Source organism: Eubacterium sp. (assembly GCF_057858645.1).
In genome coordinates this window covers 33,734-50,292 of the sequence record NZ_DBLZZO010000020.1, presented here as the reverse complement: position 1 = coordinate 50,292, position 16,559 = coordinate 33,734, and the positions used below count along the sequence as shown (strand labels likewise).

At 33.5% G+C, this 16,559-nt stretch carries 15 protein-coding genes; 14 read left to right on the top strand and 1 reads right to left on the bottom strand.

Annotated elements, in window-relative coordinates; genetic code table 11:
• Positions 1–99: 99 nt before the first annotated feature.
• From ACZM4J_RS08280 to ACZM4J_RS08270, 3 genes are all read left to right on the top strand, one after another.
• Positions 100–933, top strand: coding sequence for a hypothetical protein (locus tag ACZM4J_RS08280; protein WP_489485965.1), 834 nt, complete (start codon positions 100–102; stop codon positions 931–933).
• A 97-nt stretch (positions 934–1,030) separates the two neighbouring features.
• Complete coding sequence (locus tag ACZM4J_RS08275; RefSeq protein ID WP_022165853.1) at positions 1,031–2,767, top strand: proline--tRNA ligase; 1,737 nt, start codon at positions 1,031–1,033, stop codon at positions 2,765–2,767.
• A 295-nt stretch (positions 2,768–3,062) separates the two neighbouring features.
• A complete protein-coding gene (locus ACZM4J_RS08270) occupies positions 3,063–3,881 on the top strand; it encodes a Cof-type HAD-IIB family hydrolase (RefSeq protein ID WP_489485963.1) in 819 nt (272 codons plus the stop codon).
• A 136-nt stretch (positions 3,882–4,017) separates the two neighbouring features.
• On the opposite strand, the gene ACZM4J_RS08265 is transcribed toward ACZM4J_RS08270, so the two are convergent.
• Positions 4,018–4,569, bottom strand: a complete 552-nt coding sequence (locus tag ACZM4J_RS08265) for a hypothetical protein (RefSeq protein ID WP_022165855.1) — start codon at positions 4,567–4,569, stop codon at positions 4,018–4,020.
• A gap of 188 nt (positions 4,570–4,757) precedes the next feature.
• Here ACZM4J_RS08265 and ACZM4J_RS08260 point away from each other — a divergent pair, with 188 nt between their 5' ends.
• The 11 genes from ACZM4J_RS08260 to ACZM4J_RS08210 all read left to right on the top strand — a co-directional run bounded on the left by ACZM4J_RS08260 (position 4,758) and on the right by ACZM4J_RS08210 (position 16,542).
• Positions 4,758–5,174, top strand: coding sequence for a Fur family transcriptional regulator (locus tag ACZM4J_RS08260; protein ID WP_428244920.1), 417 nt, complete (start codon positions 4,758–4,760; stop codon positions 5,172–5,174).
• 28 nt (positions 5,175–5,202) lie between these two features.
• Positions 5,203–6,264, top strand: coding sequence for a metal ABC transporter solute-binding protein, Zn/Mn family (locus ACZM4J_RS08255; protein WP_022165857.1), 1,062 nt, complete (start codon positions 5,203–5,205; stop codon positions 6,262–6,264).
• A gap of 105 nt (positions 6,265–6,369) precedes the next feature.
• Entirely contained in the window at positions 6,370–7,074 is a 705-nt protein-coding gene (locus ACZM4J_RS08250) for a metal ABC transporter ATP-binding protein (RefSeq protein WP_022165858.1), read from the top strand.
• On the top strand, positions 7,067–7,876 hold the full coding sequence (locus ACZM4J_RS08245) for a metal ABC transporter permease (protein WP_022165859.1): 810 nt from the start codon (positions 7,067–7,069) through the stop codon (positions 7,874–7,876). The genes ACZM4J_RS08250 and ACZM4J_RS08245 overlap by 8 nt, the downstream gene beginning before the upstream one ends.
• A gap of 14 nt (positions 7,877–7,890) precedes the next feature.
• On the top strand, positions 7,891–10,326 hold the full coding sequence (locus ACZM4J_RS08240) for a DUF4125 family protein (protein ID WP_022165860.1): 2,436 nt from the start codon (positions 7,891–7,893) through the stop codon (positions 10,324–10,326).
• A gap of 93 nt (positions 10,327–10,419) precedes the next feature.
• Complete coding sequence (locus tag ACZM4J_RS08235) at positions 10,420–12,420, top strand: YgiQ family radical SAM protein (RefSeq protein ID WP_489485960.1); 2,001 nt, start codon at positions 10,420–10,422, stop codon at positions 12,418–12,420.
• A 212-nt stretch (positions 12,421–12,632) separates the two neighbouring features.
• Complete coding sequence (locus ACZM4J_RS08230; RefSeq protein ID WP_489485958.1) at positions 12,633–12,902, top strand: hypothetical protein; 270 nt, start codon at positions 12,633–12,635, stop codon at positions 12,900–12,902.
• A gap of 53 nt (positions 12,903–12,955) precedes the next feature.
• Positions 12,956–14,296: a leucine-rich repeat protein gene (locus tag ACZM4J_RS08225; protein ID WP_489485957.1), complete on the top strand. Its 1,341-nt coding sequence runs from the start codon at positions 12,956–12,958 to the stop codon at positions 14,294–14,296.
• A gap of 161 nt (positions 14,297–14,457) precedes the next feature.
• Positions 14,458–14,895, top strand: coding sequence for a GatB/YqeY domain-containing protein (locus ACZM4J_RS08220; protein WP_022165864.1), 438 nt, complete (start codon positions 14,458–14,460; stop codon positions 14,893–14,895).
• Positions 14,896–14,980: 85 nt separating this feature from the next.
• Positions 14,981–15,478, top strand: a complete 498-nt coding sequence (locus tag ACZM4J_RS08215) for a hypothetical protein (RefSeq protein ID WP_489485955.1) — start codon at positions 14,981–14,983, stop codon at positions 15,476–15,478.
• A 2-nt stretch (positions 15,479–15,480) separates the two neighbouring features.
• Positions 15,481–16,542 (top strand): leucine-rich repeat protein, encoded by a 1,062-nt coding sequence (locus ACZM4J_RS08210; RefSeq protein WP_022165866.1) that lies wholly within the window; start codon positions 15,481–15,483, stop codon positions 16,540–16,542.
• Positions 16,543–16,559 lie beyond the last annotated feature (17 nt).

The window sequence follows — 16,559 nt, the reverse complement described above, 5'->3', positions numbered from 1 at the left end:
CTTCAACAACCTGCTTTTTGAATTCATAACTGTATTTTGCCATAAAAATACCGACCTCCAATCGTTAGATTTTTAGGTCTAACTTTTGGGGGTCGGTACATGATGGGAGGCTTTATTTTTGTTTTCCTTTTGGTTCAGCTATATTCGGTAATTACAGGTCAGGGTTGGTATGTGAAGAATTATGGCGAAGGTGCCATGAGCCTTTTATATTTTGGAATAGATATGTTTGGACTTGCGCAGTTTTTCCATACACCAACATTCCTTGCAACTTTTTGGTATATGTCATTAGCGCAAATAATAGTATTTATTATTCCACTAATGATAATGGTATATAGAAAATTTGGAACAGTGACAGTTCTTGCATTATCAATTATGGTGTCAATGCTGTTCCCTGTGGATACGCCATCTAATAAAACATACGCATATCTTCCTGTATACATAGTATGTATTGCAGTGGGAATTCTGGCATCTGATAAAAATTTGTTAGTTAAAATGAAAGAATTTTCTCTAACAAATAATAAGTTTGTTGGAAAGATAATAAAGTTTTTAGTTTACATAATTTTATTGGTGGCAATTTGGTATTACAGAAAAGAAATGCTTGGTACAACTATTTTAAGCGTATTTGAAGGTTTAATGACAATAACACTAATTGGATTTATGTTTGAATTCATCAATCCAATACCTGTTGTTGGGAGAGTGCTGAAGTTCCTAGGAGTATACTCAATGAATATATTTTTAATTCATAATTTCATTAGGGTATGCTGGTATTACGACTTTACATACAGCTTCAAATATCCTGTTTTAATTGTAGGCGTATTATTAGTGGTATCATTGGTAGTTGCCATTGTAATTGACTTAATTAAGAAACTGGTAAGATGGGATAAGTTGATTTCAGTATTACAAAAAAAATTAATTGGAATGGTATCAGAATAATACATAGTAATGTTGATTTTTTAGGTAATATATATTAAAATTATTTGGTTAGTGGGCTTATGTCTGCTAACCAAATTTTATTGTTAGGAGAAAAAAGATGAAATTATCAAAATTAGTGGGAGACAGATTTAAGGAAAGACCTGCGGGCTGCTTAATTGACAGTCATGCATTAATGGTTAGAGGAGGATATATTAAAAACGTAGCAAACGGTATTTACTCACAGTTCCCGCCGATGAAAAGAATTTCACAGAAAATAGAGGCAATTATCAGAGATGAAATGGACAAAATTGACGGACAGGAAGTTTTGTTCCCTGTTGCACTTCCAGGTTCACTTTGGGAAGAGTCAGGAAGATATGAAAGCGTCGGCTCAGAATTGTTAAGATTCACAGACAGAACAGGAAGCAAGATGGTTCTTGGTATGACTCATGAAGAGGCATCAGTTCAGTTAGTAAGAGAATATGCCAACAGTTATGCAAAATATCCATTTATGATTTACCAGATTCAGACAAAGTTTAGAGATGAAGCAAGACCTCGTGCAGGACTTATTCGTGTACGTGAATTTACAATGAAGGATGCTTATTCATTCCATACATCACAGGAAGATTTGGAACAGTATTATCAGAAGTGCTATGATGCATATAACAGAATTTTTGCAAGATGTGGTATTCCTGAAGTAGCTGTTGTAGCTTCAGATTCAGGTATGATGGGTGGTAGCCTTTCACATGAATATATGTTATTAACACCAGCTGGTGAAGATTCAATTGCTATTTGTCCTGAATGTGGATACAGTGCCAATGTTGAAGCAGCACCAAGTATCGTTCATAACGAAAACAAGCTTCCAAAAGAAGAAATGAGAGAAGTTGAGACACCGGGTGTGGGAACTATTGAAGATTTATGTGAATTCTTAAATATTCCTGCTGAAAATACATGTAAAGCAGTTGTATATCAGAGAAATGAAGATGACAGCTACATTGTTGCATTTATTCGTGGAGATTTAGATATTAACGAAACAAAATTGGTTAATGCATTGGGATGTGACATTCACCCTGCTGAAATCACAGCAGATTGTGAATTAACTGCTGGATTTATCGGACCTGTTGGTTTATCAGATAAGATTACAGTTTTATTTGACAATTCATTAAATGGTGTTGATAATTTTGCAACAGGTGCAAACAAAGTTGATAAGCATTATGTTGGATTTAACATTGAAAGAGATTATGGTGAAGTTGAATATTTAGACCTTGCAAAAATTACAGAAGGTGGAACTTGTCCTGAATGTGGCAAGCACACAATTACAATTTCAAGAGGTATTGAAGTTGGTAATATTTTCCAGCTGGGAACAAAGTATTCAAAGGCAATGAATTTCAAATATACAGATGAAAATGGTGAAGAAAAATATCCTATTATGGGATGTTATGGAATTGGTGTAGGTCGTATGGCAGCTTCAATTTGTGAAGTAAGACATGATGATTACGGTCCAATTTGGCCAATTACAATTGCCCCATGGCAGGTTCACCTTTGCTGCTTACGTTCAGATGATGCTGAATGTAAAGAATACGCTGATAAGTTATATGAAACATTACAGAACAAGGGAATTGAAGTAATCTATGATGATAGAAAAGCAAGACCTGGTGCAATGTTCGCTGATGCAGATTTACTTGGCGTACCTGTAAGAGTTGTTGTCAGCCCACGTAACTTAAAAGAAAATGCTGTTGAAATCTCAACAAGAGATAAGCAGATTGACAAGCAGAAGACACCAATGGACGATGCAGTTGCAGAAGTTGAAAGAATTATTAAGAAATTAACAGACGATATTTACGAGCACGTAAAATAATCGAAATGCTAAATAAATTAAACTTCAAAAAAATTAATTTTGGAATAAGATTCAAAACAGAATCTAAAACAAAGTTTTATAACGAAAATTAAAATAGAATTTAAAAAAGAACTTAAATTAAAAATCCTTAGGATTAATGTTTCATTTATAAGAAGTATTTAATCTTAAGGATTTTTCACTGTTATAAGTGAAAATGAGCTACTTATATCGGGCTTTTTAGAGGAATAATTTGTTGCTAAAATCTGTGATAAAATTGTATAATTATAAAAGAATGTACAGAAAGGAGCAAACAATTATGAGTAAATATAAAATGATAGCCTTTGATATGGACGGCACGCTTCTTAACTCACAAAAGAAAGTACGAAAAGAAACTTTAGATGCAATCAATAAGGCTTTTGATGGGGGAAAAGAAGTTATTTTATGTACAGGTAGAGCGTTAGCTGAACTGGAAGAGTATATAGAATTAATTCCAAGAATGAGATATATGGTTATGACAAGTGGAGCATTTGTCTATGACATAAAAGAAAAGAAATATATTTATGCAAATGAAATTTCAGTTGAGATAATGGACGAAATTTTAAATTACATTAAGGATAAAGACATTATGCCACATATGATTACAAAAGAATCCATTGTTCAGAAAAAAGATTATGAGCATATGGAAGATTTCCACATGGGAATATACAAGCCAATGTTCAATGAAGTGGCGGTGAAAGTAGAGAATATGCTTGATTTTTACAATGACAATAAACAACCGGTTGCAAAACTGAATCTTTACCATACAAGTAGTGAAGACAGAGAAGAAACAAGAAAAGCCATAGAAGGGTTGGACGTTGTGTTAGCAAATGCAGAGACAACTTCCCTTGAAGTTTCAGCTAAGAATACAACAAAAGGCTTGGGATTGCAGAAATTGTGCGAGCATCTTGGCATATCAATAGATGAAGCAATTGCTGTAGGCGATGCTGATAATGATTTAGATGTTTTAAAAAGAGCCGGCCTCTCAGTGGCAATGGGAAATGCTAATGACAATGTGAAAAAAATAGCAGATGTAGTAGTTGAAGACTGTGACCATGATGGTTGTGTGCAGGCAATTGAAAAATATCTGCTCCTTTAAGCTCTTTAATGCTTAGTAAAAATTGCGTGAGTGCTGAGAAACAAAGATTTGGAAATATAAAACCCCGTTAGTTGGATTTTTAATCTAACCATCGGGGCTTTATTTGAATTTGAAAAAAATCAAAGATAAATTTTTTCTAATAATGCTTGCCGGCCCATTTACCTTTTTTCTTGTTAGGGTTTGCCTTTTTGATTTTTTGAGTACCGGTTGTAATGGAACCTAAAAACATTGCTATTTTTGTCATGTTGTCTCTGTAAGCTTTTTTGGCATACATAAAATAAACGACAAATACGCAAGCAATGACTGCTATATTGGCACGTTGGTCTTTAAGACCGATAAATAAACCGATGATGGCAATGTAGCAAAGAATAATAGTAATATTAAAAATAGGAGACATACGAATAACTCCTTTAACAGATGTTTTGCCATCCTTTTCTACAATCTTTCCTGTAAAAACTTCTGTAATTGGTGCAAAAAAGTTTTTGTGCTCTACGCCATCTTCATGATATGCAACAATTTTTTTCTTATCACTGTTGTAGGATAAATGGATTCCTAACTGGTTTTTATCAAAATCACCCACATCCCATATGGTATAAGCTTCATCGCCATCTTTGTAATAATTAGCTTTTTTCAAATTATTTTCCACTTTAGTAACAGGAAAATTTGAACTTAACCTTACAAATTTCATAGTTGTTGTCCTAGAATACTATTTTTAGTATTATTGTCCTTTCGTAAAATATAACAATATTATATTACAATATAAATCAAAATACAAAATGAAAATCTTTTTCAAATTCATTGACTTTTTATAGACTCAAGAGTAAAATAAAGAGGCTAAAATGAAAATAGTTTTCAAATTGGTAAAGGAGTGTTAATATGGCAGGAAAATATAAAACAAAACAACAATCTGCTATTTTAGATTGCTTGAAATTACAGGAAAAAGAATACGTAACAGTTACAGATATAGAAAAATATTTAAAAGATAAAGGTTGTGCTGTAGGGCTGACGACCATTTACCGACACTTGGACAAAATGGAAAAGGATGGCATTGTTGCAAGGATTAATGTGGAGAAGCAGCAGGGAGCCTGTTATCAGTATGTAGAAGAGGGCAAAAATCAGGATTGCTTCTATATTGAATGTGAGAAGTGTGGACAGGTTACGAAGATGTCATGTCATTATTTGGCAGAGTTATATAATCATGTGAATGCTGACCATCATTTTAATATTAATCCAAGAAAGACAGTGTTTTATGGTAAGTGCGACAAGTGCTGTATGAAGGATGGGGAAAACTAAATTGTATGAAAATCAAGAAGGAGCATATATGAAGTTAGTAAAAAAAATCGTGGACGTGGCTTTGATTTTTGTTTTGATGGTATCTATGGTTGGTTGCAACACCACAACTAATACTAAAGAAAACAAAAAGAATACCAAGTTAACAATAATGACTACATTGTTTCCGTATTATGACTTTGCAAGAGCCGTAATCGGAGATGTCAAAGATATTGATTTGGAACTTTTGGTTTCACCGGGGCAGGACGACCATTCTTTTGAACCTACGCCAAAAGATGTTGTGGCAATTAATAAGGCGGATTTGTTTATTTATAACGGTGGCTCAATAGAAAACTGGGTGGAAGAGGTGCTTAAATCTCTTGACAACAAGAATCAGACAGCGATGCGAATGATGGACTATATAGATGACCACAAGCTTTTAACAGAGGAAGAAAGTGAAGGAGTTTTTGCTGTAAATGAGCATGATCATGATGAACATTCTCATAGTGAAGAGGAGCATAACCACAGCGAAGATAACGGAGCTAATCATGATGAAGATGAACACAGCGAAGATGAACATAGCGAGGAATATGACGAGCATATTTGGACTTCACCTGTTCAGGCAGCTTTGCTTGTTCAGGCGATTTCTGATGAAATATGCAAGCTAGTGCCGGAGCATAAAGCTGAATTTCAGAATAATACGAAAGCTTACATTAAGAAGATTGAAAAAATAGATAAGGAATTTAGAGAAGTTGTTGCCGGTGCCAAGCATAAGGAAATAATTTTTGCAGATAAATTTCCACTGAAATATTTTGCCAAAGAATATGGTCTTAAATATTATGCAGCTTTTGCCGGCTGTAGTGGAGATACTGAACCTAGTGCTAAAACAGTAGCTTTTTTAATTGACAAGGTTAAGGCGGCAGATGTGAAAGGAATTTTTTATTTGGAACTAAGTAGTACTGCTATGGCAGATACTATTTGCGATGATACGGGAACTAAGAAATACCAGTTTAATTCATGCCACAATGTTACCTTTAATCAGTTTAAGAATGGCGTAACTTATGTAAGCTTAATGGAAGAAAATGTTAAGGTGCTTAAAAAAGCGTTGAATTAAGTAAAAATAAGCAGTTCAGGAAAACATTGAGTTAAGCAAATGTAAAGGTAGCAAAGAAACTATTGAATTAATTAACCTTTATTCATATCAAAATGGAGAGAAACAATGATTTTACAGTTTAAAGATGTAGTGTTAGGCTACGAAAACAAAACAGTGGCAAAGGACATTAATTTTGAAATAAAGAAAGGGGACTACCTATGTATTGTTGGTGAAAACGGTGCAGGAAAGAGTACCCTTGTAAAAACTTTACTAGGATTAATTAAGCCGTTGTCAGGAAAGATTACAATTAATTTGGACAAGAGTAAAAAAGGAATAGGATATTTACCACAGCAGACTGTAGCCCAAAAAGATTTCCCGGCAAGTGTTATGGAAGTTGTGTTGTCAGGCTTTTTAAATAGCGGGCATAAAAGTCCTTTTTATTCAAAGAAGGAAAAGGCAGAAGCGCTGTCTAACATGGACAAATTAGGAATCGCTCATTTGAAAAAAAGATGCTACAGAGAATTGTCAGGTGGTCAGCAGCAAAGAGTATTGTTGGCAAGAGCATTGTGCGCAACAGACAATCTTTTAATATTGGATGAGCCGGTGACAGGTCTTGATCCAAGTGCGTCAATTGATTTGTACGATGAAATCAAGAAGTTGAACAATGAAGGCGTAACTATTATAATGGTTACTCATGACATAAAAAATGCTCTTAGTTATGCATCACATATTTTGCATTTAGAACAGGGCAAGGACTTTTTTGGAACCGTCAAAGAATACAAAAAGTCAAAAATATCGGATTCTTTTTTAGGAGGTGGACAGAATGATTAGTGAAATGTTATCTTATGATTTTATTCAGAGAGCATTTTTAGGTGGCGTTTTAGTTTCATTATGTGCAGCTCTTTTGGGAGTTAGTCTGGTGTTGAAAAGATATTCAATGATTGGTGACGGCTTATCTCATGTATCTTTTGGAGCATTATCAATTGCCATTGCCTGTGGGATTGCACCACTTAAATTTGCTATACCGGTAGTAATTGTTGCAGCATTTTTGCTCTTAAGATTAGCAGAAAACGGCAAAATGAGAAGTGATGCGGCAATTGCCATGGTATCGGCTTCGTCACTTGCAATTGGTGTAATTGTAACATCACTTACAACAGGATTAAGCACAGATATTTACAGTTATATGTTTGGTAGCATTTTAGCAATGTCAAAAGATGATGTTGTAGTAAGCGGCTTATTATCAGTAATCGTAATAATAATGTTTGTGGTATGCTATCACAAGATTTTTGCCGTAACCTTTGATGAAAACTTTTCAAAAGCCACAGGTGTAAAAGTTGGAATGTATAATACATTGATTTCTGTATTCACAGCTATTACTATAGTAGTAGGAATTAAAATGATGGGGGCAATGCTTATATCAAGTTTAATTGTATTTCCATCATTAACATCAATGAGAATTTTTAAAAGTTTTAAATCAGTAACTATCTGTTCGGCAATTTTGTCAGTAGTGAATTTTACAATTGGACTTATATGTTCCTACGGATTTTCAATACCGGCAGGTGCAAGCGTTGTAGTTGCTAATTTGATTATGTATATTATTTTTGCAATAGTTGCAAAAGTGAAAACAATGTAGTTGGAGGAAAACAAATGGATATTAATAGATTTCTTGAAGAACTTGACCGACTATTTGAAGAAAAAAATATAAATGATGTTGAGCCTTTTTTGCGCATAAGCATGGACAAGGCTACAGAAGAAGAAGATAAGTCAGCTCAGTTTACTATTTTAAATGAAATGATGGGATTTTATAGGGATACAAGTGAATATGACAAGTCCATAAAGGCGTGCCAGCAATGCATTGGTCTTATGAAAGAAATGAATATTGAGGGAACAGTGGATTATGCCACAGCTCTTCAAAATATTGCAAACGCTCATAGGGCAGCAGGTTTGCTTGAAGAGTCTCTTAATTATTACATGGAGACTTTTGCAATTTATGAAGAAAATATTGAGCCTGGAGATTATCGTTTTGCAAGTTTAAATAACAATATAGCACTGCTTTATCAGGAAATGGGAAACTACGAGAAGGCCGCCCAGCATTTGAAAAAGGCATTAGCCATTATAGAAAAAATTCCAGGAGCAGAAATCGAAGTTGCCACAACATTGTCTAATCTTGGGGCTTCATTGCTTGAAATAGAAGAAATACAGGAAGCTGAAGAATGTTTAAATAAGGCGTTGGAGATTTTTAAGAAAGACACAGTTAAGAATTTTCATTATAGTGCCGCATTATCTGCAATGGCAGCAGTCAAATGTAAGAAGGAAGATTATGCCGGCGCAATTAAGTTGTATGAAGAAGCATTGCCTGAAATAGAAATAAATATGGGCCAGGGCAGTGCCTATGAAATAACAAAGGATAACCTTGAAAAAGCAAAAGAAGCTTACGAAAAACAGCAGGCAGAAAAAACAGAAAAGTTGCAGGAAAATCCTGAGGAAATAAAACAGGAAGAAATTAATGATAAAAAAGAAAAAATAGAGAAAGAAAATCTTTCAGGTCTGCAGCTGGCGAAAAAGTTTTATGAAGAAGTGGGAGCTAAAATGATACACGAAAAGTTCCCTGAATATGAGGATAAAATAGCAGTTGGTTTTGTTGGCGAAGGCTCAGAAAGATTCGGCTTTGATGACCAATATTCAATTGACCATGATTTTGGACCGGGCTTTTGTATGTGGGTTACAAAAACTGTTTATAGTGAAATTGGTGAGCAGTTACAGGAAGAATATGATAAGTTACCAACAACATATATGGGAATTACTAGAATTAACACTCTTATGGCACAGGGAAGAGTGGGCGTACAGTTAATCGGTGATTTCTATGAAAAGTACACAGGCTTTAGACAAAGCCCTGAAAAGGTAGAAGATTGGATTGACATAGACGATTATAAGCTTGCCACAGTAACAAACGGCGAAGTGTTTAGAGATGATTTAGGAATTTTTACAGATATAAGAAATCATTTTATGATGCAACCTGAAAAAGCAAGACTTGTAAAACTTGCAAGAGAAATATCTGCAATGGCACAGACAGGTCAGGTAAATTATGGTAGGTCTATGGGACGAAAGGACTATGTAACTGCGACTTTGTGCATTGGACAGTTTATGGAGCATACAATGAAGTGCCTTTATATTCTTAATAAAAAGTATGCACCATACTACAAATGGCTCTTTAAGGGAATAGAAAAGTTGCCTATTTTACCGGAACTTGCAATAATGATTAATGATTTGGCAAGACTGCCGGATCAAAGGGAAATGTGGAATGAATATCAATACAACAATACTTCAGTAAATGAAAATGATCAGAAGGCTGTTGTAATTGAACAGATAGCAAGACTTATTATTAACGAACTGAAATCTCAGAAAATAATAGTAAGTGTTAATTCAAATTTCCTAAATGATTATGTTTCATTAATAATGGAAAAAGCAAATTACAACAGAGGAGAATTAATTGACGAAATAATTCATCTGGAATTTGAGGCTTTTGACAAAGTTCAAAATGTGGGTGGAAGAGCAGAATGTCAGAATAATTGGCCATATTTTTATTTGATGAGAAAAAGCCAGTATTTAACATGGACTGATGACATGCTTTTGTGTATTAGAGATTTGTGGCTGGAAAACAAGCAAAAAGGTTGGAACATGATTACCGAGAAATATGGCAGAATGATGGAAAGCACAAGCCCTGAAGAATACAAGGAGCTTGCTAAATACTTTCCTGAAAAGTCAGACAAAACAAGAGCCATAGTAGCCCAAATTGCTGAAATACAGGTTCAGTGGATGGAAGATTTTGCGAAAGAATATCCAAAACTTGCATCACAGGCAAGAAACATTACAAGTGAGACAGACTCTGTATATGACACAAGTTATGAAACATATTTAAAAGGAGAATTACTCACATATTCAGATACGCTACTTAAGATGTACGCTGAGTTTATAATTGACTTGTATAACAGAAATGAAAACCTTGCAAAATTAACCATAGAGAATACAGCTAAATTGCAAGGCTATGATAGTTTAAAAAAGGCTGAAGAAAGCCTTAACTAAATTTAATTTTTTTATGGAATTATAGAGAAATACTGAGGACAAAAATAACGAAAATCATGTCAGTTTATGGCATATAGATGAATGGAGAGTATTATGGGATTTTTACCGATTTCTAAAAAGGATATGAAGGAACAGGGTATAGAGCAACTGGATTTTGTATTTGTAATTGGAGACGCTTATGTAGACCATCCTTCTTTTGGACACGCAATAATCAGTCGTGTGTTACAGGCACATGGATATACAGTTGGTATTATTTCACAGCCTGACTGGAAAGATGACGATAGCATTAATATATTGGGAGAACCAAGACTAGCCTTTTTGGTAATGGGTGGAAACATGGACTCTATGGTAAACCATTACTATGTATCGAAGAAAAGAAGAGACAGTGATGCCTACACTCCGGGCGGTGTTATAGGAAAACGTCCTGACCATGCGGTTGTGGCATACTGCAATCTTATAAGACATACCCATAAGGAGACACCTATTATTATAGGTGGTATTGAAGCCAGCCTTAGAAGAATGGCTCATTATGATTATTGGAGCAACAGTTTTAAAAGGTCTATTTTACTGGATGCACAGGCAAATCTTATTTCCTATGGTATGGGTGAAAAGTCAATCGTTGAAATAGCAGATGCATTAAATAGTGGCATGGATGTAAAAGACATAACTTATATTCCGGGAACAGTTTACAAGACAAAGGATTTGTCGCTGGCATATGATCCAATTGTACTGCCGGCTTATGAAGACATGAAAGCAGACAAGTTAAAGTATGCCGACAGCTTTAGAGTTCAAAGTGAAAACACAGATCCTTTTAACGGTAAAACATTAGTGGAACCATATCCTAACGGTATGTATGTGGTTCAGAATCCACCACAGATGCCATTAACAAAAATGGAAATGGATGATGTGTATGATTTACCATACGAAAGAACTTATCATCCATCTTATGAGAAAGACGGCGGCGTGCCGGCAATTGCGGAGATACAGTTTTCCTTAATTAGTTGTAGAGGCTGTTTTGGTGCCTGTAGTTTTTGCGCTCTTACATTTCATCAGGGACGAATTATACAAACAAGAAGTCTTGAATCAATTATAAAAGAAGCAAAGAAAATTATAGAAATGCCTAATTTTAAAGGCTACATTCATGATGTAGGCGGTCCAACAGCCAACTTCTATCATCCTGCTTGTAAAAAGCAGTTAAAGCATGGTGTATGTAAACACAAGCAGTGCCTATGGCCAAAACCATGCGAGAATTTGGATACAGATCATAGTGAATACTTAAAACTCTTGCGTAAGCTTAGAGAACTTCCAAAAGTTAAAAAAGTATTTGTACGTTCAGGTATAAGATTTGACTATATTATGGCAGACAAGGATAAGAACAGTACATTCTTTAAGGAGTTGGTTCAGTATCATATTAGTGGTCAGTTAAAAGTTGCCCCTGAACATATTTCAGACAAGGTGCTTTCATATATGGGAAAACCGGAAAATTGTGTTTATGAAAGCTTTATTGACAAGTATTATAAGCTTAATGAAAAGGCAGGCAAGAAGCAGTTTGTTGTACCTTATTTAATGAGTTCACATCCAGGTTCTGATATGAAAGAAGCTGTAAAACTTGCAGAGTACCTTAGAGATATAGGATACAATCCGCAGCAGGTACAGGATTTTTATCCAACACCGTCCACAATGTCAACAGTAATGTACTACACAGGAGTTGACCCAAGAACAATGAAACCGGTGTACACACCTAAGAATCCACACGAGAAGGCAATGCAAAGGGCATTAATGCAGTATAGAAATCCAGCCAATTACGAGTTGGTAAAAGAAGCCCTACACATTGCAGGTAGGGAAGATTTAATTGGTTTCGGACCTGAATGTTTAATTAAACCAAGACAGTTTAAGAAAGATAAAGACAGATATCAAAACTACAAAGGAAAAAATAATTCAGGCAAAAAAGATAACAAGAAGAGTTCCAGCAAGAATGGCTCGGGTAAGAATGGTTCGGGTAAGAATTCAGGAAAACATCCTGAAAGAAACCAAGGCAGAAATGCAAAAACAAAGAACTCAAAGAAGCAAAATAGTAAAAATAGAAAAAGATAGTATAAAGTCTCGTAGCAGGTGAAAAAAACATTTGTTATGAGACTTTTTTACAAAAAAAGTGTCGTTCATTCCCCAAAAAGTACCGTTTATCGCAAAAGTGAAAAAATAGCTGAAATGTTTGATATAATGCATACAAGGAGGATGAAGTTATGAATACTTAGAAACAGAAAAAAATTAAAAAAGATGTAGCACGTTTATTAAGCATATTATTGGTGGTTGTTTCGTTAAGTTTTCCACAAAAAAATATATATGCAAGTTATTTAGGTGAATCATTATCGGGTGAAAACGAAAATCTTACAGAAGATGAAATAAGTAGAATAAAAGAAATGGCAAAAGACACTTCTTATATAAGAGATGAAGACGACTTTGATAGCATAGAGGCTTATAATATGTATATAAAATATTGTAAGGAAAGTAAAAACATAAAAAGTCTTTTGCAAAATGTAAATTTTACATTTTCAAACTATTTATTCTGTAAATAAAAGTTATTTCAAAGATTAAAAAGATGAAAGAAAAAATATAAAGGAGGACGACTATGATGAAAAGAATAATATCATTTTTGCTTATATGTTCATTATTATTAATTCCGAACACATATACAAAAGCAGATGGCAAAGTACAGTCGTATGGAGATTTTGAATATGAAATATCCACTAATAACAATAAAGAGAAGGAAGTTGTGATTTGTGGGTATACAGGAACAAATGAAATAGTAGATATTCCGGAAACAATAGCAGGAGAAAAGGTTGTAGGTGTATCTAAACTTGATGGCAGTAATACGAAAATTACAACTGTAAGATTAGCTAAATATGTAGAAAGAGTTAGCAGTTTACTGCCAACTGAAAAATATGAAGTAGTGGAAGATAATCCTAATTTTTCTGTAGAAAATGGCGTTTTATTTAACAAGGATAAAACAAAATTGTTAATATATCCTACAGAAAAAAAGGATGAGAAATATGTCGAACCTGCCAGTGTTATCAAAAGTGAAGGCGCAAACAACAATAAATATGTAAAACAATGGACTTTTTCAAGTAATAAGGAAAATAAAATAATAAAAGATTTTGCATATTCCGGTTGCCCTAATTTAGAGAAAATTGTAATTCCATCAAATATAGTAATTTTGGGAGAATTTAGTTTTGCTCAGTGTAAAAAATTAAAAACAATTGTTTGGAACAAAACATTACAACAAATAGGTGACACAGCTTTTTTTGAGTGCAGTAGTCTTGAGAACATAAAAATTCCAAATACTGTTTTTAACATCGGTAAGAGCGCATTTTCAAAATGTAATATCAAAAACTTAAAACTTTCTAAACGATTAAAGTATATTGAATCTTTTGCATTTTCGGATAACAGTATGCTGAAGAAAGTTGAAATTCCGAATACAGTTGTAAAGATGAGAAAAAATGCATTTCCTAAAACAACAAAAATTAAGAAGGCTTCATACTTAAGTCCTGTTGCAGATAAGGATTATTATTGTGCAAAAGCCATAGTGACAACCACAGTAAAGAATAAAAAGAAAAAGAGAGTCTACAAAGAAGAAAAGATTACCAAAATAAAAGGAAAGAAGAAACAGACTTTACAAAAAGGAAAGTCTGTCAGCTTAAAAACTCAAGTGTACATTAACAAGAAACTAATAAAGAATGGAGCGTTAGGCACAAACATATTAAGTTTTAAGTCTTCTAATCCTAAAGTCGCAACGGTTTCTTCTAAAGGAAAGGTAAAAGCCAAAAAGAGAGGTGCCGCAACAATTTATGTAACACTTATGACAAAGCCTGAAAGTTACGAATATAAAGGGATTAGTGAAGAGGGCACTATCATAGTAGAAAAAATAAAAGAAGCAAAAAAATCATATAAAGTTGTGATAAAAGTAAAATAAGAATATTAAAAAGCAAAGAATAAGTGATGTAGCTGTAAGTTCAAAAAATGAGCTTGCAGCTATTTCTTATTACATAAAAAACGTTCCACAAATGGACTTTTCTAACTAAATATAGTACACTTAAAGGTGGAAATTTTAAAATTATCAAGGAGGATTAGAAAATGGATATTAAGACATTACAAAAAGATATGATCGCAGCAATGAAGGCAAGAGATAAGGCTAGAAAAGAATCAATATCAGCACTTATTCAGGCAGTAAAGAAAACAGCAATTGATGCAGGTTGTAGAGATGATATTCCTGAAGAAATGGTCAATAAAGTAATTTTAAAAGAATTAAAAACAGTTAGAGAACAGATAGATAGCTGCCCTGCTGACAGAACAGACTTAAAGGAAGAATATCAGGCAAGATATGATGTGTTCAATGAATACGCACCAAAGTTAATGAGTGAAGCAGAAGTTGAAGCAGAATTAAAGGAAAAATATGCAGAAGTTTTAGCAACAAAGAATAAAGGACAGATTATGAAAACAGTTATGCCTGCATTTAAAGGACGTGCAGACGGAAAAGTTATTAATCAGTTAGTAGCAAAACTTTGCCAGTAATTGATTTTTCGGAGAAATAATTAGGTAGATACTTATGTAAAAAGCAATGATAAAAAAAGTAACAGCTTTTTTTATCGCAGGAACTATGCTAATCATAGTAGTACCAAGTCATAATAAAGTAACTGCAGAGGCGAAAGTTAATTCAATCAATTATGATTTTTTAAATAATGAACCGGGAATGGCTAGTGGAAAAATCACAATATCCACAACCACTCCGGGAGATTATCAACCATATTGGGCTGATGACAAGGGCAAACCACAGGAAATAATAAAAATAAACAAAACAAAAATTACCAAAATTGGAAAGTCTAAAAAGATTTCCAAAAAGTCTAAAAAATATAAAACACAAATAAAATATAAAAAAATACCAAATGCTTATAAATATGAAATTCAGTATGGAACAAACAGAAAATTTAAAACAGCAAAAACAAAAAGAACAAAAAATACTAAATACACAATAAGCAAGTTGAAAAATAAGAAAACTTATTATATTCGTATAAGAGCATATGGATATCAGTTTGGTGAAAGAGTATATGGTAAGTGGTCCATAACAAAGAAACTAAAGATCAAAAGGAAAAAATAAAAATGAATGATAAAACAACAAAGATACCAAAAGAAGATATATTAGAATTGCTTAATGAATTGGAAAATGAAGAAAAAAATAATGAACCAATTCTTCGTGAAAAAGAAAAAACTCCAAAGAAATCTAACAGAAAAATTAGTACACCTAAGAAGCAGATATCTTTTGAGGGTATTTCATTATTAAAGAATTCTAATAAGAAAAAAGAAAATAGTGACAGCTTAAATATAAAAACAGGGGAAGCAGGTAGGGAAGAACAAAGACGAAAAGGTATGGACAATAGAAAGAAAAAAGTAAAACGTCAAAGAATAATAATCATTGATGTAGTTGTGTTAGTGATTATATTAGGAATGTTTTTGTTTGTTAAGTGCAGAAACAGAGATGCTTTTTCAGATAAAGGTGATTACAAAAACATATCTTTAAATGGTACATGGTACAAAGTTGATATTGATGACATGTATGTTGTGAAATTCACTGATGAAAAATTTCAGGAAGAAGATGTGTTCCATGAAAAATCAAACAAAGGAACCTATGAGGTTGGAAATCATGCAATGAAGATTAACAACAAAGTATACTCAATGAAATATGTTAATGAAAAATCAGACTATGAAGACATGCTGGATGAAAATGAAGGCAACTACGATTTAAAGAATTATTTTTATGTAATTGATAATCAGGGTAATAAAATTTATTACTTTAAGAAAGAAGATGATGCAGCAAATCAGTTGGATTACAATTATCAGACAAATGCTTATTATGAAAAGTCGGGCATGTTTGATGAAAACGGATTTGCAATTGATGAAGACGGTGTGCTTCTTGCATATAACGGTGATTTAAAAGAAGTAACAATTCCAAGTTCAGTAAAGGCAATTGGCGAAAATGCTTTTTCAGCAGATTTTAGTAGAGGCTTAAATACAGAAAAAGTCATTGTGCCGGCAAGTGTCAAAACTATTGAAACCGGAGCGTTCTCTTTTTCAAAAGTTAAAAACGTCGTGCTACAGGGCGGAAGCCAAAATGTAAAACAGGGAGCATACGACGAAAGTGAAATAACGGTGGAGAAAAATTAGAAAATCCTGGATATGTT